This window comes from Streptomyces sp. NBC_00631, from assembly GCF_045206895.1.
In the GTDB taxonomy this organism is placed as follows: Bacteria; Actinomycetota; Actinomycetes; order Streptomycetales; family Streptomycetaceae; genus Streptomyces.
Genome location: NZ_CP107734.1, coordinates 10,550,148 through 10,570,560, shown reverse-complemented (window position 1 = coordinate 10,570,560; position 20,413 = coordinate 10,550,148). Strand labels below are relative to the sequence as shown.

Genomic DNA, 20,413 nt, shown 5'->3' with positions numbered 1-20,413 from the left:
ACTCCTTATGCCCTGGTGCGACGTGCCGCAGCCTGAGTGATCCGGTCGAACATGACTCCGAGCAGTACGATCGCCAGCCCTGCCGCCAGCCCCTTGCCGTACAGCTCGCCCTGCGAGAAACCGGCCACGACGTCGTAGCCGAGGGCGCCCGCCCCTACCAGGCCGCCCAACACAACCATCGACAGCACGTAGATCAGGCCCTGGTTGGTCGCGAGGGTCAGGGCGCTGCGTGCCATCGGCAGCTGGACCTTGGTGATGATCTGCCAGGTGTTGCACCCGGCCGAGGTGGCCGCCTCCACGGTGGACTCGGACACGTTCCGCACCCCGTCCGCGATGATCTTGATCGCGACCGGTGCCGCGTAGACGACGCCCGCGATGATCGCCGTGAAGCGCGTCGCCCCGAAGAGCGCCAGGAACGGCACGAGATAGACGAACGGGGGCATGACCTGCGCGGCGTCCAGGGTGGGCCGGATCAGCCGGTCCACCAGCGTGCTGCGGCCCATCCACACGCCGAAGACGACGCCGCCCAGCATCGTCAGGACAGTGGCCACGGCGGTCGAGGCGAGGGTCGTCATGCTGTCCGACCAGAGTCCGGTGCCGACCAGGAGTCCGACACACACGGCCGCCGTGGCCCCGGCCCGCCAGCCGCCGAGGACCGCGCCGAGCGCGACCAGGACGGCACCGACCAGCCACCACGGAGAGTCGGTGAGGAGCGTCTGGAACGGGTTGAGCAGGCCGTTGGTGAGGGCGTCCCGCAGGGCGTTGGTGAGGCCGAAGAGATGGTCCTGCAGCCAGGTGGTCGCGGTGTCGGCGCCGCTCGCGAGGTGGCTTCCGACGGTGCCGTCGCCGGGGAACTCGGCCGCCCAGACGTAGGTGTGGGAGAGGTAGACCAGGACGACGGCGGCGACCCCGCCCGCTCCGAGCAGTGGGCGGCGCCACTTCAGGAACCGCCCGTCCGCGCGGCGGGTCTCGGTGCGCGCGGCGGCGGCCGTGGTGACCCGGTCGAGCACGATGGCCATGACGACGATGGCGAGACCGGCGTTGAAGGCGGTACCGACGTCGAGGGACTGGAGGGCCTGCATGACGGTCTTGCCGAGGCCGGGCGCGTCGATCAGGGCGGCGATGGTGACCATGGCCAGGGCGGCCATGATGGTCTGGTTGACGCCCATGACGACCGTGCGCTTCGACATCGGCAGCAGCACCTTCACCAGTTGCTGCGTGCGGGTGGCGCCCAGCGAGTCGGCCGCCTCGACGGTGGTCTCGGGGACGGAGCGGATGGCGTGCGCGGTGATGCGGATGGCGGGCGGGGCCGCGTAGATCACCGTGGTGATGACGGCGGAGGCGCCGCCGATGAGGAAGATCAGGGTCAGCGGGGCGAGGTAGACGAAGGTCGGCATCGTCTGCATGAAGTCCAGGAAGGGCGTCACGATCCGGTTGACCCGGTCGGAGAGCCCCGCCCACACGCCGAGCGGGATGCCGATGAGCAGGGCCACCAGGACCGCCGACAGGGTCAGCGCCAGGGTGTCCATGCTCTCCTGCCACAGGCCCTGGAGCCCGAAGAAGGTGAACCCGGCGACGGCCAGCAGGGCGACCCGCCAGTTGCCCACGGCCCAGGAGACGTAACCGGCGATGCCGACGACGCCGAGCCAGCCGATCTGCGGGACCGGGCGGCCGTCGGCGGGCTGGGAGATCAGCGACTGGACGAAGGTGACCAGGTTGTCGATGGCCAGCCGGATCTCGTTGAAGAAGTAGAGGAAGAGCGGGTTGGAGTTGCGGTTGGCGCCGATGCTGTCGTTGACGTCGTTCAGCCAGCGGTGCAGACCGGTGAGGTCGGCGGCGGCCAGGGTCAGCGTCTGCCGGCCCCGGAACGCGGCGAAGAGCATCAGCCAGACGACCAGGATCGCCGCCACCACTATCGGGCGGCCGACCTTCTTGCGTATGGTCGCGACCGGTACGGTCGCGTCGGCGACGGCGGCCATCAGGCGCCGCCGTCCTGCCCGGCGACCACGGCGAGGATCTCCTCGTCGCCGACGATGCCCAGTAGCTTGCCGTTCTCGACGACCTTGACCGGCTTGTCGGCGGCGAGCACCGCGCGGGTCGCCTCGCGTACGACGACGTCCGGGCCCAACTCGGGCCCGTCCAGGGCGTCGTCGGGCTCGGCGGGCCGCATGATCCAGCGGAGGGTGAGGACGTCGCCGCGCGGCACGTCCTTGACGAAGTCGCGTACGTAGTCGTCCGCCGGGGCGCCGACGAGTTCGTCGCCGGTGCCGCACTGGACCGTCTTGCCGTCCCGCATGATCAGGATGCGGTCGCCGAGCTTGAGGGCCTCGGAGAGGTCGTGGGTGATGAAGACCATGGTCTTGCCGACCTCGTGGTGCAGCCGGATGACCTCGCTCTGCATGTCGCGGCGGATCAGCGGGTCGAGGGCGGAGAACGGTTCGTCGAAGAAGAGGACGTCGGGGTCGCCGGCCAGTGCCCTGGCCAGGCCCACGCGCTGCTGCATACCGCCGGAGAGCTGGTCGGGGTAGGAGTTCTCGTAGCCGGCGAGGCCCACCAGCTCGACGGTCTCCATCGCGCGTTTCATGCGGTCGGCCTTGCCCATGCCCCGGATCTCCAGGCCGAACGCCACGTTGTCCACGACCTTGCGGTGCGGCAGCAGGCCGAAGTGCTGGAAGACCATGGAGAACTTGCTGCGCCGCAGCTCCCGCAGCCGCCGGGGGTCGGCGCCCCGGATGTCCTCGCCCTCGAAGACGATCTCGCCGGCGGTGGGTTCGATGAGCCGGGTCAGACATCGCACCAGGGTGGACTTGCCGGAGCCGGACAGGCCCATGACGACGAAGACCTCGCCGGGCGACACCTCGAAGTTCACGTCCCGCACGGCGGCGGTGCAGCCGGTGCGGTCCATCAGCTCGCGGCGGGTGAGCCCGCAGAGCTCCTCGGAGCCCGGCACCTCGTCGGCCTTCGGCCCGAACACCTTCCACAGCCGGCGCACGGAGATGACCGGGGTGCGGTCCTGAGGGTCCTGGGACGTGTCGCGCCGCTGCGACACCTCGGTCGGGGCTGGGGTCATGGTGGGACCTCTCTTCGGCGTCAGCCGCGGAACCAGTGCTGCGGCCGGGGTTGGATGTTCTGCCAGACGTGCTTGGGCTCTCGGTACTCGTCCAGGCCGGTCGGTCCCAGCTCGCGGCCCACGCCCGAGTGCCCGAAGCCACCCCATTCCGCCTGCGGCACATAGGGGTGGTAGTCGTTGATCCACACGGTTCCGTGGCGCAGCCTGCGGGCGACCCGCTGGGCCCTGCCCGCGTCCTGTGTCCAGACGGCTCCGGCGAGGCCGTACTCCGTGTCGTTGGCGATGCGGACGGCGTCGTCCTCGTCCTGGAAGCGTTCGACGGTGAGCACGGGCCCGAAGGACTCCTCGTGCACCACGCGCATGTCCTGCCGGCACTCGTCGAGGACGGTGGGCGGGTAGTAGAAGCCGTTCGCCAGTGCGGGGTCGTCGGGGCGGGCGCCGCCGCAGCGCAGTACTGCGCCCTCGGCGATCCCGGCTTCGACGTACGCCTCGACCTTCTCGCGGTGCTGTGCGGAGATCAGCGCGCCGGTCTCGGCCTCGGGGTCGAAGGGGCCGCCGAGGCGGATCAGGCGGGCGCGGCGGACGACCTCGTCGACGAAGGCGTCGTGGACCGTGTCCTCGACGATCAGCCGGGCGCCGGCCGAGCAGACCTGCCCGGAGTGCAGGAAGACGGCGGTGAGCGCGAAGTCGACGGCCGTGTCGAAGTCGGCGTCGGCGAAGACCACGTTCGGGTTCTTGCCGCCGAGTTCGAGGGCGACCTTCTTCACCGTGGCGGCGGCGGTGGCCATGATGTGCCGGCCGGTGTGCAGTCCGCCGGTGAAGGAGACCAGGTCGACGGCCGGGTGGTCGGCCAGCGGCGCGCCTGCCTCGGCGCCGGCGCCCAGCACCAGGTTGGCGGCACCGGCCGGGAGTCCGGCCTCCTCCAGGGCCTTCATCAGCAGGATGGCGGTGGAGGGGGTCAGCTCGCTGGGCTTGAGGACGACCGTGTTGCCGGCGAGCAGGGCCGGGGCGACCTTCCAGGAGGCTTGCAGCAGGGGGTAGTTCCACGGGGTGATCAGCCCGCAGACGCCGACGGGTTCGTAGGTGACCCTGCTGAGCGCGTCGTCGCGGCCGGTGTCGACCACGCGGCCGGCGCTGGTGCCGGCGACACCGCCGTAGTAGCGGAGGCAGGAGACGACGTCGGCGATGTCGTACTCGCTCTCCACCAGACGCTTACCGGTGTCCAGGGACTCGGCGCGGGCGAATTCCTTGGCGTCGCGCTCGATGATGTCGGCGGTGCGCAGCAGCAGCGCGCCGCGCTCGCGCTCGGGGGTGTGCGGCCAGGGGCCTTCGTCGAACGCGCGCCGGGCCGCGGTGATCGCGGCCTCCGTGTCGGGGCGGGTCGCCTCGGAGACCGTCGCCACGAGGGTGCCGTCCGCCGGACAGCGGATCTCGCGGTGGCCGCCGGCCACCGCCGCGCGCCATTTCCCATCCACATACAGATCTGCCACGGCCGCGCCCTTCGAGCCCGAATTCGTTGCGCATTGTGCATTGGATTGCTTTTGGTGGAACACCCTGACCGAATGTACTGACAGCCGTCAAGGGCTTCGCGTATCCCGATTCGGCCGCGAAAACGGCGCCCTCGGGACGGCTCAGCCGCCCAGCCGGTCCAGCGGCGCCCGGCGCCACCGCTCCGTCTCGGCGACCTGGTTGAAGGTGAACAGATGGAGACCCGCCACGCCCGCGGACGGCGCGGCGAACCGCAGGAACCAGGAGGCGTGCCCGGCGAGGAAGCGGCCGGACTCCCCCACGCCGATCTTCGTGGCCATGGCCAGCAGCCTGGCCCGCTGGACGGGCCCGGCGACGCCGACGTACACGGGCAGGGTGACGTCACGGCGCCGGAGGCGGGTGAGCCAGTCGCCGAGCACGCGGGCGTCGAAGCAGAGGTTGCTGACGATACAGGCGGCGTGCGCCCGCTTGTCCCACATCGCCTGGACGGTGAGGTCGTCGTGGACGAGGGGATGGCTCTCCGGACAGCCGGTGATCCCGGTCTCCGTGAAAGGTCCCCCCCTCTCGGTCACCCGGCGCAGCACCGGCAGCGCTCCCTCGTACGGCCCGGCGGGCGGATCGGCGTCGCCCGCCGGGCCGAAGAGGTCGTCGACGCCGGCCGCGCGCGGGCGTTCGGTGACGTCCTTCAGGTGGGTGTCGTCCCGTAGCAGTCGTGCGGGCACGTGCGGGACGACCCGGTAGCCGTGCGCCGTCAGCCGCTCGGTGAGGGCGAGGGTCGGCTCCAGGCCCCGGACCGGCGATGCCGTGACCGTGGCCACGACCTCGCGGGGCACATGGGCGAGGACCTTCTCCTCGGTCGCCCGCGCCGGCAGCACCTCGTAGCGGACGCGGGCGAGCAGCGCGCGCAGCGCCTCGGCGCCCATGGCGGCCTACCCGGCCTGCTTCTGGGCGTCGCGGAGCCGGTAGTAGACGGCCTTCGACGGTGGCAGCGGTTCCTTGCCGAGGATGAGGTCGGCCGCCTTCTCGGCGATCATCATCACCGGGGCGTAGATATTGCCGTTGGTGACGTACGGCATCACCGAGGCGTCCACCACCCGCAGGCCCTCCACGCCGTGCACCCGCATGCTCACCGGGTCGACGACGGACATCTCGTCGGTGCCCATCTTGCAGGTGCAGGACGGATGCAGGGCGGTCTCGCCGTCCTTGGCGACCCAGTCGAGGATCTCCTCGTCGGTCGCCACGGACGGTCCGGGCGAGATCTCCCCGTCGTTGTAGGGGGCCATTGCGGGCTGGTTGAGGAGGTTGCGGGCGACCCTGATCGCCTCGACCCACTCGCGGCGGTCCTGCTCGGTGGAGAGGTAGTTGAAGCGCAGGGCCGGGTGTTCGCGCGGGTCCTTGCTCCGGATCTTCACCGAGCCGAGAGCGTCGGAGTACATGGGGCCGACATGGACCTGATACCCGTGGCCGCCGGCGGGCACCGAACCGTCGTAGCGGACCGCGATGGGCAGGAAGTGGAACATCAGGTTGGGGTAGTCCACCTCCTCGTTGCTGCGGCAGAAGCCGCCGGCCTCGAAGTGGTTCGTCGCGGCCGGGCCCTTGCGGAAGAGCCACTGCAGGCCGATGAGGGGGGCCCGCCACTTCGCCAGATACGGCTGTACGGAGACGGGCTGCTTGCAGGCGTACTGGATGTACACCTCCAGGTGGTCCTGGAGGTTCTCGCCGACACCGGGCAGGTCGTGGACGACGTCGATGCCGAGGGCGCTCAGCTCCTTCGCGTTGCCGACGCCGGAGAGCTGGAGCAGCTGCGGGGAGTTGATCGCGCCGCCGCAGAGGACGACCTCCTTGGCCCGGACCTGCTGAGGGGCGCCCTTGCCGCGCTGGAACTCGACGCCGACCGCCTTCTTGCCCTCGAAGAGGACCCGGGTGACGAGGGCGCGGGTCTTCACGGTGAGGTTGGGGCGCTTCCTGGCGGGCTTGAGGTACGCCTTCGACGCGGACAGGCGGCGGCCGCGGTGGACGTTGCGGTCGAACTTGGCGAAGCCCTCCTGGCGGTAGCCGTTGACGTCGTCGGTGGGCGGGTGTCCGGCCTCCTCGGTGGCCTGGAGGAAGGCCGAGAAGAGCGGGTTGGTGGCCGGGCCGCGCTCCAGGACCAGCGGGCCGTCGTGGCCGCGGAACTCGTCGTCCGGGTCGGCGGCCAGGCAGTTCTCCATCCGGCGGAAGTACGGCAGGCAGTGGGCGTAGTCCCAGCTCTCCATCCCGGGGTCGGCGGCCCAGCGCTCGTAGTCCATCGGGTTGCCGCGCTGGAAGATCATGCCGTTGATGCTGCTGGAGCCGCCGAGCACCTTGCCGCGGGCGTGGTAGATCCGGCGGCCGCCCATGTGGGGCTCGGGCTCGGACTCGTACTTCCAGTCGTAGAAGCGGCTGCCGATGGGGTAGGTCAGTGCCGCCGGCATGTGGATGAAGACGTCCCACGGGTAGTCCGGGCGGCCTGCCTCCAGGACGAGCACCCGGTTGCCGGGGTCGGCCGAGAGCCGATTCGCCAGTGCGCTGCCGGCCGAGCCGCCGCCGACGATGACGAAGTCGTACTGCAAGGGAGCCATGGTGCCTCGTCTCGCTCGCGCCGTCGATTGCGCGGCATGCTAGTACGGGTATCGCTATACGCACCAGGTTGCGAACAACGCAACTTGTAAGATCTTTGTTCACATCGCGTTACTTGGAGGGCGTTGTTTACTGCGCGTATAGTTTCGCTATGAGCAACTTCAGTCCGGATACCGAAACGAACGGCTCATCTTCTGGTGGCGTGCAGTCCGTCGACCGCGCCATCAGCGTCCTGGAGATCCTGGCCCAGCGCGGCGAGGCGGGGGTGAGCGAGGTGGCCGCCGAGATCGATGTTCACAAGTCGACCGCGTTCCGGCTGCTGGGCGCCCTGGAGGCGCGCGGTCTCGTGGAGCAGTCGGGCGAGCGGGGCAAGTACTCGCTCGGCTTCGGCATCGTACGCCTGGCCGGGGCGGTGACGGGACGCATCGACCTCACCCAGCAGGGCCGGGCGGTGTGCGAGCGGCTGGCCGACGAGATCGGCGAGACGGTCAACATCGCGGTGATGCAGGAGCACTACGCGATCAACCTCTACCAGGTGCGCGGCACGGCCGCCGTCACCGCGCACAACTGGGTGGGTCAGCTGACCCCGCTGCACGCCACCTCCAGCGGCAAGATCATGCTCGCTCACCGGCCGGCCGCGGAGCGCACCGCGCTGGTCGCGGACGGGGGTCTGAAGAAGCTGACCCCGCACACCATCTCCTCCAAGGCGAAGCTGGAGAAGAACCTCGCCGAGGCCCGGGAGCGCGGCTACGCGTGGACGCTGGAGGAACTGGAGATCGGGCTGCACGCCATGGCCGCGCCGATCCGGGACCGGGAGGGAGCGGTCATCGCGTCGATCAGCGCGTCCGGGCCGTCCTACCGGTTCACCGAGGAGCGCATGCACGAGCTGGCCCCGGTGCTGGTCAAGGGTGCGGAGGAGATCAGCCACCGCATGGGCTACCTGGGCTGAGCGCCCGCACGACGGCCGTCAAACAGCCCGCGTCCGCGCGGCTGCGGGCCGGTGGGGGCTGGTCGCGCAGTTCCTCCCCCAGCCTTCGGCCGGGGTACCCCCGGCGCCCCTTTCGGGGCGCAGCGGCACCGTGCCGGCGCCGTGAGCGCGCGGGCCACGGGCGTCACTCCGGCTGCCGGGTGCCGAGCCGTTCGTGGACCCAGTCGTGGAAGGCGCCGATGTGGTGCTCGCTGGGGACCAGCACCCCGCCCTTGGCGTACAGCCGCGAGCTCATGCCGGGCTGCGTGCGTTCGCAGGCCTCGAAGTCCTGGCGGTTGACCCGGTCGAACAGCTCCACGGACCGGCTGACGTCCTTGCCGCTCGCCACGACGTCGGGGAGATAGAGCCAGTCGCACTCGACGACGGTGCGGTCGACGGCCACCGGGTACATCCGGTGGAATATCACATGGTCCGGCACCAGGTTGATGAACACCTGCGGTTTGACGGTGATCGCGTAGTACCGCCGGTCCTGGTCCGCCGAGACCCCGGGGATGCGGTCGAGCCCCTCGGAGCCGTCGACGGTGAAGCCCTGGACGTCCGCGCCGAACTCGGCACCGTGGCCCACGTAGTACTGGGCCGCGTAGCCGTCGGCGAACTCGGGCAGCACCTCGGTGAGTTCGGGGTGGATGGTGGCGCAGTGGTAGCACTCCATGAAGTTCTCGATGATGAGCTTCCAGTTCGCCTTGACGTCGTAGACGATCCGTCTGCCCACCGAGAGGTCCTCGACGCCGTAGCGCTCGATCGACTCGACGTCCCCGAGCCGCTCGACCGCCGCCCCGATCACGTCCTCCTCGAAGGACGGCGGGTTCTCCGCCAGGCACACCCACACATAGCCGAGCCATTCCCGGACGGCCACGCCCACCAGGCCGTACTCGGTGCGCCCGACGTCCGGCATCCTGGTGAGGTTGGGGGCGGCGACCAGCTTGCCGTCCAGGTCGTAGGTCCAGGCGTGGTACGGGCACTGGAACGCCCGTCTGACCTCGCCCGTCTCCTCGGTGCGGAGCTTCGCCCCGCGGTGCCGGCAGACATTGAAGTAGGCGCGGATCGACTGGTCCCGGGCCCGGGTGACGAGGATGCTCTCGCGGCCCACGTCGACGGTGCGGAAGGCGCCGGGCTTCGGCAGGTCCGCGGCGCGGGCCACGCAGAACCACATCGTCTCGAAGATGCGCTCCTGCTCCTGGGCGAAGATCCCGGGATCGGTGTAGGCGGAGCCGGGGAGGGTGGCGATCAGGCTGTCCGGCAGGCTGGTCGAGGTCACGGTGCACTCCTCGGAGGACGTCGTGGATCGGTGGGGTGACGCGGGCGCCGGGTCAGGACGCGGCGGTGCCGAACTGCTTGCGGGCGCGGGTGAACAGCCGCGGCTGGTTCATCCCGAGCACGGCGACCTGCCGGCCCGCCCGCCGGTACACGGCGAGGAAGCTGCGGTCGTCGGTCGAGCCCTCCTCGACGGTCACGCTGTCGGCCCCGGCGGCGTGACCGACGAACTGGATCCTGACGCCGTACTGGTCGGACCAGAAGTACGGCGGCCGGGGCGCCCCCGGTTCCCGGGCGCCATGGGCGAGCAGCGTGGCGACGGCGGTGTCCGGCCGTTCCAGCGCGCCGGTCCAGTGCTCGACCCTGCGGTGGCCGCCGGTGTACGGGTCGTACCAGTTGGCGCAGTCGCCGACCGCGACCACGCCGGCCACGCTGGTGCGCCCGTCGGCGCCGCACTTCACTCCGTTGTCGAGCGCGATGCCGGAGCCCTCCAGCCACTCGACGCACGGGCGGGCCCCGACCCCGACGACCACGGTGTCGGCGGGCACGCTGCGGCCGTCTTCGAGGAGCACGGCCGCCACCTGGCGCTCGCCGCTCAGCCCCTTGACGCCGACCCCGCACAGCAGCCGTACCCCGTGGTCGGCGTGGAGGGCGGAGACGACGGCGCCCATGGACTCGCCGAGCGGTCCGGCCAGCGGGGTCGGGGCCGCCTCGACCACGGTGACGTCCAGGCCGAGCGCGTACGCCGTGGAGGCGACCTCGGCGCCGACGAACCCGCCGCCGATCACCACGAGCCGGCCGCCCCGGGCGAGGTCGTCCTTCAGGGCGCGGGCGTCGTCGAGGGTGCGCAGCGCATGGACCCCGGCGAGGCCCTCGGTGCCGGGCAGGGTGCGGGCGGCGGCGCCGGTCGCGATGACCACGCCGTCGGCGCGGACCTCCCGGCCGTCGGCCAGCCGGACCGTCCGGGCGGTGCGGTCGAGCCCGGTGGCCCGGGTCCCGAGCAGCCACTCGGCGCCGAGGTCCTCGTGGTCGCGCTCCAGCGCCAGGTCCGCCTCGCCGACGGTGCCGGCCAGGAACTCCTTGGACAACGGCGGCCTGTCGTACGGACGGTGGGGCTCGTCGCCGACGACGACCAGCCGGCCGTCGTACCCCCGCTGCCGCAGTGAGCGCGCGGCCGACAGTCCGGCCAGCGAGGCGCCCACCACGGCGACCGTCCTCACGCCGCGCCGCCGGCGAGGCGGGCGGAGACGCACGGCGGCAGGTTGGGCGCGTCCGCGGACAGCCGGACGTAGACCGTTCCGTCCTCCACGACGACCTCGTGGGTGCGGACCGGGAGCTTGGCCGGGGGTGCGTCCACGGCGCCGGTCCTGAGGTCGAACTTGGAGGCGTGCAGGGGGCATTCCACCTCGCAGCCCTCCAGCCAGCCGTCGGCGAGCGAGGCGTCCTGGTGGGTGCAGGTGTCGTCGATGGCGAAGAGCTCTCCGTCGTCGGTGTGGAACACCGAGACGGGCGGTTCGATGTCGAGCCGGTGGGCCTCGCCTCGCGGCAGATCCGCGAGACGGCACGCGGGAATCATCATGACACCTCGGTGCGTATAGCGAAACGGATTGCGATGAGCGCAACGCCAGTCTGCGGGCCGCCGCGAAGCGTTGTCAAGGAGTTCACGGGCCGGTTTACCCCGGTCGCGACAGCGGTTGTCCGGGCGCGCCGAAGCCCCCTTGAAAGCACGCGTGACCAGGGCGAACAGGCGTCATGCGAAGTGCGGGTACGGCCCTGCCCCGGCACGTCACCGGGGCAGGGCCGCTTCGTCGGCGGGTGGTCAGGAACGGCGGTCGCCGGTCACAGCAGCACCACCGAGCGCAGCACGTCACCGTGGTGCATGCGCTCGAAGGCCTTCTCGACCTCGTCCAGGGCGATGGTCTCGGTGACGAACGCGTCCAGGTCGAGACGGCCCTGGAGGTGGAGATCGATGAGCATGGGGAAGTCGCGGGAGGGCAGACAGTCCCCGTACCAGGACGACTTGAGGGCTCCGCCGCGGCCGAAGACGTCCAGCAGCGGCAGCTCCAGCTTCATCTCCGGGGTCGGTACGCCGACCAGCACCACGGTGCCGGCGAGGTCGCGGGCGTAGAAGGCCTGCCGGTAGGTCTCCGGGCGGCCCACCGCCTCGATGACGACGTCGGCGCCGAATCCGCCGGTCAGTTCGCGCACCGCCTCGACGGCGTCGGTCTCCCTGGAGTTGACCGTGTGGGTGGCGCCGAGCCTGCGGGCCGTGTCCAGCTTGCGGTCGTCGATGTCGACGGCGATGATCCGCGCCGCGCCGGCCAGGTCCGAGCCGAGGACGGCGGCCGCGCCGACACCTCCGCAGCCGATCACGGCGACGCTGTCACCGCGGCCGACGTTGCCGGTGTTGAGGGCGGCGCCGATGCCCGCCATCACGCCGCAGCCCAGCAGCCCGGCGACCGCCGCCGACGCGCGCCGGTCGACCTTGGTGCACTGCCCGGCCGCCACCAGCGTCTTCTCGGCGAAGGCGCCGATCCCGAGGGCGGGCGAGAGTTCGGTGCCGTCGGTCAGGGTCATCCGCTGCCTGGCGTTGTGCGTGTCGAAGCAGTACCAGGGCCGCCCGCGCTGACAGGCCCGGCACTGCCCGCAGACGGCACGCCAGTTGAGGATCACGAAGTCGCCGGGCGCCACGTCGGTGACCCCGTCGCCGACCGCCTCGACGACCCCCGCCGCCTCGTGCCCCAGCAGGAACGGGAAGTCGTCGCTGATCCCGCCCTCGCGGTAGTGCAGATCGGTGTGGCAGACCCCGCAGGCCTCGATCCTGACCAGCGCCTCCCCCGGACCGGGGTCGGGCACGACGATGGTCTCCAGGCTGACAGGGGCGCCCTTGCTCCGCGCGACGACGGCACGGACCTGCTGAGACATGGCCACTCCTCGGCTGACAGAGGTGGCGAGATGTTGCCCTATGCGGCACGCATCTCGTGTTTCGCAACACAGCATCGCGGAGCCCGCAGCGCGGGGTCAAGGATCCGTCGGCAGGCCCGCGCCGGGCCGCGCCCGGGCCGCCGTTGCGTGCGCAAGGGCCGTCATCGCATGCGCAGGTATCATCTATTGGGCAATCACCACAAACCAGCACATGCCGATTCCGGCACGGATGTGCCCGAGGTGAGGATGCACGACATCACCTTCGACGCCCGCGACGAGCTCCCGGAGCCCGGGGGCGAGGCCGAGGTCCTGCTGGACGCTCAGGGCCGGGTCGCGGCCTGGGGCCCCGGCGCCGAGGAACTGCTCGGACACCCGGCGCGGGCGGTGCTCGGCCGGCGTGCGGACGAGCTGCTCCACGACCCCGCCGACGCCGCGCGGGTCGTCCGCCGCTGGGAGGAAGGGGTCCGCCAGGGTCCGCTGGTGCTGCGGCGGTACGGCGGGGGACCGGTCGAGGTCCAGGTCTGGGCGCGCTCCCTCACCGCCGCCGACGGCGCGCACCAGTGGCTCGTACAGGGGACCGGCGCGGAGACGTACCGTACGTACGCGTTCGGCCGTGCCCTGTTGCGGGGGCTGTTCACCGACATCCCCTTCCACATCGACCTCTTCGACACGCGGCTGCGGTTCATCGCCCAGAACCTCGCGAAACGGCGCGCCGGGGTTTTCCAGGCGACCGCGTACTCGGGGCACACCATGCGCGAGATGGCCCCGCCGGGTCTGCTGGACTTCGACGCCTTGGAGGAGCGGCAGCGGCGGGTCCTGGAGACGGGCGAGGCGCTGCTCGACACCGAGGTGGTCGGCCATCCCGTACCCGGCTCGCCGCACGACTACGTGTGGTCGGAGTCCATCCTGCCGCTCAGGGACCCGTCCGGGACGGTGATCGCGCTGGCCCATGTGGTGTCCGACGTGACCCAGCGGGTCCGCTCGCGGGAGCGGCTGGTCCTGGCCAACGAGGCAGGCACCCGGATCGGGACCACCCTGGATCTGTGGCAGACGGCCCGGGAGCTCACCGAGGTCGCGGTGCCGTGGTTCGCCGACACCTGCCACGTCGACCTCCTGGACTCCGTCTTCTCCGACAGGGACGACAGGGCGCCCGCCGACGACGCACGGCCGGGCCACCCGGTGCTCCGCCGGGCCGCCTGCGGCGGAGCACCGGCCGAGGACACGGGTGCCGACGGCGTCCGGACGGTGCGGGTGGGCGAGCTCGACACGGCGGCGACGGCGCCCGGCTCGCCGTTCCTGGACGCCCTGGCGAAGGGCGCGTCCGTCCTCCTCGCGGACGAGGAGCCGCGCCCCGGCACCGGCGGCGCGGATCCCCGGCGGGCTCCGGGCGCCGGCCCGGACGTCCACTCCTGGCTGCTCGTCCCCCTGCTCGCCCAGGGCGTCGCCCTCGGCACCGCCGTCTTCATGCGCTCGCGCAGTCCTCGCCGCTTCGAGCCCGAGGACGTGCAGCTCGCCGAGCAGATCGTGACCCGCACCGCGGTGTGCGTCGACAACGCCAGCCGCTATCACCGGGAGCGGACGACGGCCCGGACCCTGCGGCGGAGTCTGCTCCCCCAGTGGCTGCCGTCGCCGTCGGCGGTGCGCACGGCGTCCCGCTATCTGCCGGCCAGTGAGCACACCGGCCTGGGCGGGGACTGGTTCGACGTGATCCCGCTGTCCGGGGCGCGGGTGGCGCTCGTGGTGGGCGACGTGGTCGGGCACGGTCTGCAGTCGGCGGTGACCATGGGCCGCCTGCGCGGCGCCGTCCGCACCCTCGCGGACCTCGACCTGTCCCCCGTGGAGCTCCTCGCCCACCTGGACGACCAGATGAACCGCTTCCTCGACGAGCGCGGCGACGAGGTGTCCCTGGTGACCGGGGCGACCTGCCTGTATGCCGTGTACGACCCGGTGACCCGGCTGTGCCAGCTGGCGCGCGCCGGTCATCCGCCCCCGGCGGTCGTCTCGGCGGACGGCGCCGTCGACTTCGTGGACCTGCCCGGCGGCCCGCCGCTGGGCCTGGGCGGCGTCGTGTTCGACGAGCGCGAGATCGCCCTGGACGACGGGGACCTGCTGGTCCTCTACACCGACGGGCTGCTGGAGTCACGTGCGCAGGACTTCGAGACCGGGCTGCGCCGGATGCGCGCCACCCTCTCCCGCACCCCGGCGTCGGCCGCACCGCAGGAGGTGTGCGACACCCTGGTCCGCGAGTTGCTGCCGCCCGGCCACCAGGACGACGTGGCCGTCCTGGTGGCCCGGATGAGCGGGCTGGCCCCGGACTCGCATGTCACCTGGGAGATCGAGGCGCGGGACAGGATGGTCGGCCGGGCCCGGGAGCTGACTGCGCGGCAGCTGGCACGGTGGGGGCTGGCGGAGGAGTCGTTCACCACCGAGCTGATCGTCAGCGAGCTGGTGACGAACGCGCTGCGGTACGGCGGTGCGCCGATCACGCTGCGCCTGATCCGGGACCGGACACTGATCTGTGAGGTCTCCGACGGCAGCAGCACCTCACCGCATGTGCGGCGCGCCCAGGACACCGACGAGGGCGGACGCGGTCTCTATCTCATCACCCGGCTCGCGCAGAGCTGGGGGACGCGGTACGGCGCTCGGGGCAAGACCATCTGGGCCGAACAGTCACTTCCCGGCTGAGGCGCGCACCGCGGAGGAAGGCCGGTCGTCGTCCGAGCCGGGTACGACGACCAGGAAGGCGTCCGTGCTCAGGTCCATCACCACGGTCGCCCGCCCGCCCTCGGCGCGGCACCTCGCCGCGTACTCCTCGGCCGGCCACGAGCCCCGGGGAGCCCCGGCGGGAAATCGCTCCAGCACCTTCGCGCCCATAGCGGTCCTGCACCTCCCGTAGTCGGTTTTCGCCTTGCCGTGCGGCTGCCCCGGATCGACGCGGACATGCCGGAAACGCCGGACCGACACGGCCGGTCCCGCCGTGCGGGCGCGGGGAAGTGGGAGCGTGGGGCCTTCGCAGCCTGCCTGCCCCCTTGCCGCTCCGGAGCCGCCTCATGAACGTCTCGGTCGTCCTGTTCACCGCCGACCTGCGCCTGCACGACCATCCGCCGCTGCGGGCGGCCCTGGAAGCTTCGGACGAGGTCGTGCCGCTGTTCGTGCGGGACAGCGCGGTGGACCGGGCCGGTTTCGCCGTGCCGAACCGGCTGGCGTTCCTCGCCGACTGCCTGCGCGACCTGGACGCGGGGCTGCGTGAGCGCGGCGGCCGGCTGGTGACGCGTTCGGGTGACCTCGTCGAGGAGGTGTGCAAGGTGGCGGGCGAGACGGACGCCGACGCGGTGCATCTGGCCGCCGACGTCAGCGGGCACGCCCAGCGCCGGGAGGAGCGGCTGCGCCGCGCCCTGGCGGCGGACGGCCGGCGGCTGCACGTCCACGACGCGGTGACCTCGGCGGTTCCGGCCGGCGCGGTGACCCCGGCGGGTTCGGACCACTACGCGGTGTTCACGCCGTACTTCCGGCAGTGGTCGCGGCAGTCGCTGCGGGAGGTGGTGACCCCACCGCGCCGGGTCCCGGTCCCGGACGGGGTCGGCTCCGAGCCGCCGCCGGGCCGCGACGGGCTCTCCGGCGTGTCGGCGGGCCTGGCCCCCGGTGGCGAGGCGGCGGGCCGCAGGCGGCTCGCGGCCTGGCTGCGGACGGGCATCGGGGCGTACGAGGACCGCCACGACGACCTGGCCGGCGACGCGACCTCGCGGCTCTCGCCGCATCTGCACTTCGGATCGCTCTCCCCCGTCGAGCTGGTCCAGCGGGCCCGGAAGTCGGGCGGCCCGGGCGCCGAGGCGTTCGTGCGGCAGCTTGCGTGGCGGGACTTCCACCGGCAGGTGCTGGCCGCGCGGCCGGCCGTGTCGACGGCCGACTACCGCACGCGGAGCGACCGTTGGCGCTCGGGGCGCGCTGCCGACGAGGATGCCGAGGCGTGGCGTGCGGGGCGCACCGGCTGTCCGGTCGTCGACGCGGCGATGCGCCAACTGCGCCACGAGGGCTGGATGCACAACCGGGGCCGGCTGCTGACGGCGAGTTACCTGGCCAAGACGCTGTACGTGGACTGGCGCGTGGGCGCCCGGCACTTCCTTGAACTGCTGGTCGACGGGGACGTGGCGAACAACCAGCTCAACTGGCAGTGGGTGGCGGGCACCGGCACGGACACCCGCCCCAACCGGGTTCTCAATCCGGTGACCCAGGCCAGGCGTTACGACCCCGACGGCGCGTACGTCCGGCGCTGGGTCCCGGAGCTGGCCGGGCTGCCGGGGGCGAAGGTGCACGAGCCGTGGAAGCTGGGCGGCCCCGAGCGGGCGGCGCTCGACTACCCGGAGCCGATCGTCGACCTGGCGGAGGGACTCGCCCGGTTCCGGCGGGCCCGGGAGCGCGGCTGAGAACACCCGAGAGCATCCGAGAGCTACACATAAAGAAGAAATAAGAGCAGAATGCCATCTAGCGGCGTTTACCGTACGCACCAGACGCGGTCAGGCCTGCAAGTCAAAGGAGACGAGTCATGGCCAACGTCTCGCACGGCAGAAGTGACATAACCAGCCACCCCGATGTCTCCGAGATGCGGGAGCGCTACGCCCGCATGCTCGGCGGCCGTGATGTGGCGCTCGTGGACGGACCGGTGTTCCTGCTCGGCCTGTACTGCGCGGCGTCCCCGTGGATCCTCCACTACACGGCGAGCCAGCCCGCCCTCGTGACCCACAACCTGATCATGGGCATAGCGATAGGTCTGCTGGCACTGGGCTTCACCAGGGCGCCGGAGCGCATGTACGGCCTGAGCTGGGCCATGTGCGCCATGGGCATCTGGATGATCATCGCCCCCTGGGTGGTCGGCACCAGCCCCGACAAGGGCGTCATCATCAACAACGTCATCATCGGCGCACTGGCCCTCTGCCTCGGGCTGGTCTGCGCCGCTTCGGCGGCCAGGCGGACGCCCATGACCTAGGGCACACCCAGCATCCCCTGGAAGGGAGGACGCGGGGCCGGTCCGATGACGGCGGACCGGCCCCGCCGCGCGCCCACTCAGCGGCCGGGGACCAGCCAGGGCTCCTGCGGAAGCGGGCTGCCGGTCTCGATGAGGGACTTCAGGTTGGACAGTACGGCCGGCCAGCCGGACGAGATGGCCTGCAGTTCACCCTCGTCGTTGAGATCCTCGTGGGTGACGGTGAGCTTGACGATGTCGGCGTGCGGCCGGATGTCGAAGGTGACCCGGGAGTGCCGGCCGCGGTCACCCTCGTCCGCGGGCGCGGCCCAGGTGGTGACCAGGCGGGTCGGACGGTCGCTCTCGACGACGGTACCGACCACGTCGGCGATGCCGGAGCCGTCGGTGCGGACGTGCTCCCAGCGCGAGCCCGGCCGCCAGTCGGAGACGTTGGAGTGCCCCCAGTAGACGGCGGTCAGGTCGGCGTCGGTGAGGGCGTCCCACACCTTCTCCGGGGTGCCGGCGATGTAGGTGACGTAGACATAGCTGGGCTGGTCGCTCATGGCTTCCTCGGCTCGTCGCTTCAGGTCGCCGAGCGCGCGCAGGCGCGGGCGCTCGAACTTGTCGATCCACCGCTCCTGGATCTCGTGGAGCGGCACCGGGTTGAGGTAGTGCAGCTTCTCCCGCCCCCGCCGCACGGTGCTGATCAGGTTGGCGGCCTCCAGCACGGCCAGGTGCTGGGTCACCGACTGCCGGGTCATCGCGATGCGCCCGCACAGCTCACCCAGGGTCTGGCCGTTCTGCTCGTGCAGCCGGTCGAGCAGCCGCCTGCGGGTGTCGTCGGCGAGCGCCTTGAAGACCTGGTCCGTCCCGCTGTCGTCCTCTGATCGCACACTCGACGTTATGCAGGCGATTACCTGCATGTCAATGCCGGTCGCCCGCGTCGTGCCGGCGGGGAGCCGTGTCGAACGAGATCCACCCGTCCGGCGGCAGCTCCGGCAGGCCCGGCACCGGCCGGGATTCCTCCCGCCAGGCGTCGCCCGCGATCTCGGTCGCGACCCGCCGCCAGAAGGCGACGGCGCCCGGGTTCTCGTACTGGAAGGCGATCTCCCAGCGGCCCGGGTGGCGGGTGAGGACCTCGCGGACGGCGGTCAGCCCGATGCCGGTGCGACGCGCGCCGCGGGCCACGAAGAAGCTGTTGAGCACCCGCACCGGCGCGTCCAGCGCCCGGACGAACGCGAAGCCGGCCGGGTGCCCGCCCCGCACGAAGAGGTAGGCAGCCCAGCCGGGCGAGGAGAAGGCGTCCTCGACGCGCTCGCTGCGGAACGAACCGTCGGGCCTCGGCAGGAGTCCGCGGAACTCGGACAGGTCGTGGCGGAACATCAGCCACAGACGATCGACGACGGGGCGGTCCCCGGGGACGGCAGGGCGGACGACGACGTCCGCCTCGGTGGGTTCGGTCATGAAAAAAGCCTCACCCGGCGGGAGTTGCCCGCGCCGGATGAGGCTGACGTGTACATGGGATGTTACACCACGGCCGGCTCCTGGGGCGTCAGATACTCCTCGCTGATCTCCTTCGCCCCGAACGGCCACACCTTCTCCAGCCGGGCCCAGATCAGGAACGCCACGCAGCCGAGGGCGAGCCAGGCCAGGGACCACTCGATGGGGTGGCGGCCCGGGGAGTTCTTGTCCGCGTAGCCGTAGATCACGCACCAGCCGGCGAAGGCGACGATGCTCGGCAGCGGGTAGAGCCACATGCGGTACGGCCGCTTCAGCGCCGGCTGCCGACGGCGCAGCACCGTGAGCGCCACGATCTGGGCGAGCGCCTGGACGATCACCATCACGGTGGTGAGCAGCTGGATCAGGGTCGCCAGGTCGGTGTGACGGCCGATCAGGAAACCGATCGCGGTGATCACACCCATGGTGGCCAGGCCCAGCATCGGGAACCGGTGCTTGGGGTGCAGCTTCTCGTAGGGGCGGAAGAAGACGCGGTCGCGGGCGGCGTCGTAGGGCACCCGGGAGCCGCCGAGCAGGCCGGTGAAGACCGAGGCGAAGGCCGTGACCAGGATCAGCACGGTCACCGTGTCGGCGGCGCCCTTGCCCCAGGTCTTCTCCAGGACCGCCGAGGCGACCGAGGTCGAGGCGACGTCGTGCGGGTTCGTCATGCGGTGCCAGTCGATGACGCCGAGTGTGCCGATCTGGAGCAGCAGGTAGATCGCCATGATGCCGAGGATCGAGAAGAGGATGGAGCGCGGCAGGACGCGGCCGGGGTCCTTGATCTCGGCGCCCATGTAGGCGGTCGTGTTGTAGCCGAGGTAGTCGTAGATGCCGATGGTCAGGCCCGCGGCGAAGCCGAGCCAGAAGTGGTCGCTCGTCAGGTCGAAGGCGTGGGCCGGGTAGGTGAAGGCCAGGTGCGGGCTGAAGCCGCTCGCCGCGGCGACGATCACCAGCAGCACCGAGGCGATCATCACCGTCCACATGACGGCGGTGATCTTGGCGATGTGCTCGATGCCGCGCCAGAGCAGGAGCACCACCAGGGCGATGACACCGAGCCCGATCAGGTCGCCGGAGGTCTGGCCGAGCCCCGGGGCGAGGTAGCCCAGGTACTGGACGAAGCCGACCACGCCCGTGGACATGATCAGCGGGATGAAGAGCATCGCCGTCCACACGAACAGGAACGGCATCAGGCGTCCGGTGCGGTACTGGAAGGCCTGGCGCAGATAGACGTAACTGCCGCCGGAGCCGGGCATCGCGGCACCGAGTTCGGCCCAGACGAGGCCGTCGCAGAGCGCGAGCACCGCGCCCGCGACGAAGCCGATCACCGCCTGCGGGCCGCCGAACGCGGCGACCATCAGCGGAATGGTCACGAACGGACCGATGCCGCACATCTGGCTCATGTTGATGGCGGTGGCCTGGAACAGCCCGACACGGCGGACGAAACCGCCGGCCGGTGGCGCACTGCCCGAGACGACGGGACTACCGGGACCTGCAGACATGGGGGCTCCTGGGCGAGACACGGGGAAGTGGGCGAGGCGCGTACGACAGGCGGGGGCCGACTCGGCGGGATGGCCGATAAAGTTAAGGAGCCTTACTAGATGCGTCAAGTATGCGTCGGGAATCGGTGAGAATG

General features: G+C 71.4%; 17 protein-coding genes. 4 read left to right on the top strand and 13 right to left on the bottom strand.

The annotated features are described in order from the left end of the window. Positions 1-5: 5 nt before the first annotated feature. The 5 genes from OHB00_RS47720 to betA all read right to left on the bottom strand — a co-directional run bounded on the left by OHB00_RS47720 (position 6) and on the right by betA (position 7,158). On the bottom strand, positions 6-1,979 hold the full coding sequence (locus OHB00_RS47720) for an ABC transporter permease (protein ID WP_406444864.1): 1,974 nt from the start codon (positions 1,977-1,979) through the stop codon (positions 6-8). Further along, a complete protein-coding gene (locus OHB00_RS47715) occupies positions 1,979-3,070 on the bottom strand; it encodes a glycine betaine/L-proline ABC transporter ATP-binding protein (RefSeq protein WP_406444862.1) in 1,092 nt (363 codons plus the stop codon). The genes OHB00_RS47720 and OHB00_RS47715 overlap by 1 nt, the downstream gene beginning before the upstream one ends. 20 nt (positions 3,071-3,090) lie before the next feature. Next, positions 3,091-4,560: an aldehyde dehydrogenase family protein gene (locus tag OHB00_RS47710; RefSeq protein ID WP_406444861.1), complete on the bottom strand. Its 1,470-nt coding sequence runs from the start codon at positions 4,558-4,560 to the stop codon at positions 3,091-3,093. 141 nt (positions 4,561-4,701) lie between these two features. After that, positions 4,702-5,481, bottom strand: a complete 780-nt coding sequence (locus OHB00_RS47705) for a 5,10-methylenetetrahydrofolate reductase (protein WP_406444860.1) — start codon at positions 5,479-5,481, stop codon at positions 4,702-4,704. Between the two features lie 6 nt (positions 5,482-5,487). Beyond that, the gene (gene betA / locus OHB00_RS47700; RefSeq protein WP_406444858.1) at positions 5,488-7,158 is read right to left on the bottom strand and encodes a choline dehydrogenase; all 1,671 of its coding nucleotides are present in this window, start codon (positions 7,156-7,158) and stop codon (positions 5,488-5,490) included. 149 nt (positions 7,159-7,307) lie between these two features. On the opposite strand from betA, the gene OHB00_RS47695 reads away from it, so the two are divergent. After that, positions 7,308-8,105: an IclR family transcriptional regulator gene (locus OHB00_RS47695; RefSeq protein ID WP_406444856.1), complete on the top strand. Its 798-nt coding sequence runs from the start codon at positions 7,308-7,310 to the stop codon at positions 8,103-8,105. A gap of 163 nt (positions 8,106-8,268) precedes the next feature. Here OHB00_RS47695 and OHB00_RS47690 read toward each other — a convergent pair whose 3' ends face one another. From OHB00_RS47690 to OHB00_RS47675, 4 genes are all read right to left on the bottom strand, one after another. Then, positions 8,269-9,402: an aromatic ring-hydroxylating dioxygenase subunit alpha gene (locus OHB00_RS47690; protein ID WP_406444854.1), complete on the bottom strand. Its 1,134-nt coding sequence runs from the start codon at positions 9,400-9,402 to the stop codon at positions 8,269-8,271. Between the two features lie 52 nt (positions 9,403-9,454). After that, on the bottom strand, positions 9,455-10,618 hold the full coding sequence (locus tag OHB00_RS47685) for an NAD(P)/FAD-dependent oxidoreductase (RefSeq protein WP_406444852.1): 1,164 nt from the start codon (positions 10,616-10,618) through the stop codon (positions 9,455-9,457). Beyond that, on the bottom strand, positions 10,615-10,977 hold the full coding sequence (locus OHB00_RS47680; RefSeq protein ID WP_406444850.1) for a bifunctional 3-phenylpropionate/cinnamic acid dioxygenase ferredoxin subunit: 363 nt from the start codon (positions 10,975-10,977) through the stop codon (positions 10,615-10,617). Before OHB00_RS47680 ends, OHB00_RS47685 begins: the two co-directional genes overlap by 4 nt. Positions 10,978-11,237: 260 nt before the next feature. Then, complete coding sequence (locus tag OHB00_RS47675; RefSeq protein ID WP_406444848.1) at positions 11,238-12,323, bottom strand: S-(hydroxymethyl)mycothiol dehydrogenase; 1,086 nt, start codon at positions 12,321-12,323, stop codon at positions 11,238-11,240. 246 nt (positions 12,324-12,569) lie between these two features. Between OHB00_RS47675 and OHB00_RS47670 the strand changes: the two genes are divergently transcribed. Continuing rightward, complete coding sequence (locus tag OHB00_RS47670; protein ID WP_406444846.1) at positions 12,570-15,008, top strand: SpoIIE family protein phosphatase; 2,439 nt, start codon at positions 12,570-12,572, stop codon at positions 15,006-15,008. Here the strand turns inward: OHB00_RS47670 and OHB00_RS47665 are convergent. Continuing rightward, complete coding sequence (locus OHB00_RS47665) at positions 14,994-15,197, bottom strand: hypothetical protein (RefSeq protein ID WP_406444844.1); 204 nt, start codon at positions 15,195-15,197, stop codon at positions 14,994-14,996. The two genes, OHB00_RS47670 and OHB00_RS47665, sit on opposite strands and share 15 nt — an antisense overlap. 176 nt (positions 15,198-15,373) lie before the next feature. On the opposite strand from OHB00_RS47665, the gene OHB00_RS47660 reads away from it, so the two are divergent. After that, positions 15,374-16,747: a cryptochrome/photolyase family protein gene (locus OHB00_RS47660; protein WP_406444843.1), complete on the top strand. Its 1,374-nt coding sequence runs from the start codon at positions 15,374-15,376 to the stop codon at positions 16,745-16,747. Between the two features lie 119 nt (positions 16,748-16,866). Further along, on the top strand, positions 16,867-17,307 hold the full coding sequence (locus tag OHB00_RS47655; protein ID WP_406444842.1) for an SPW repeat protein: 441 nt from the start codon (positions 16,867-16,869) through the stop codon (positions 17,305-17,307). Between the two features lie 77 nt (positions 17,308-17,384). Here the strand turns inward: OHB00_RS47655 and OHB00_RS47650 are convergent, their stop codons facing one another. The 3 genes from OHB00_RS47650 to OHB00_RS47640 all read right to left on the bottom strand — a co-directional run bounded on the left by OHB00_RS47650 (position 17,385) and on the right by OHB00_RS47640 (position 20,279). Beyond that, positions 17,385-18,176: an ArsR/SmtB family transcription factor gene (locus OHB00_RS47650; RefSeq protein WP_406444840.1), complete on the bottom strand. Its 792-nt coding sequence runs from the start codon at positions 18,174-18,176 to the stop codon at positions 17,385-17,387. 31 nt (positions 18,177-18,207) lie between these two features. After that, positions 18,208-18,747 carry a GNAT family N-acetyltransferase gene (locus tag OHB00_RS47645; RefSeq protein WP_406444838.1) on the bottom strand — a complete coding sequence of 180 codons (540 nt, stop codon included), beginning with the start codon at positions 18,745-18,747 and terminating at the stop codon, positions 18,208-18,210. A gap of 62 nt (positions 18,748-18,809) precedes the next feature. Continuing rightward, a complete protein-coding gene (locus tag OHB00_RS47640; protein WP_406444836.1) occupies positions 18,810-20,279 on the bottom strand; it encodes an APC family permease in 1,470 nt (489 codons plus the stop codon). Between the last annotated feature and the right edge of the window lie 134 nt (positions 20,280-20,413).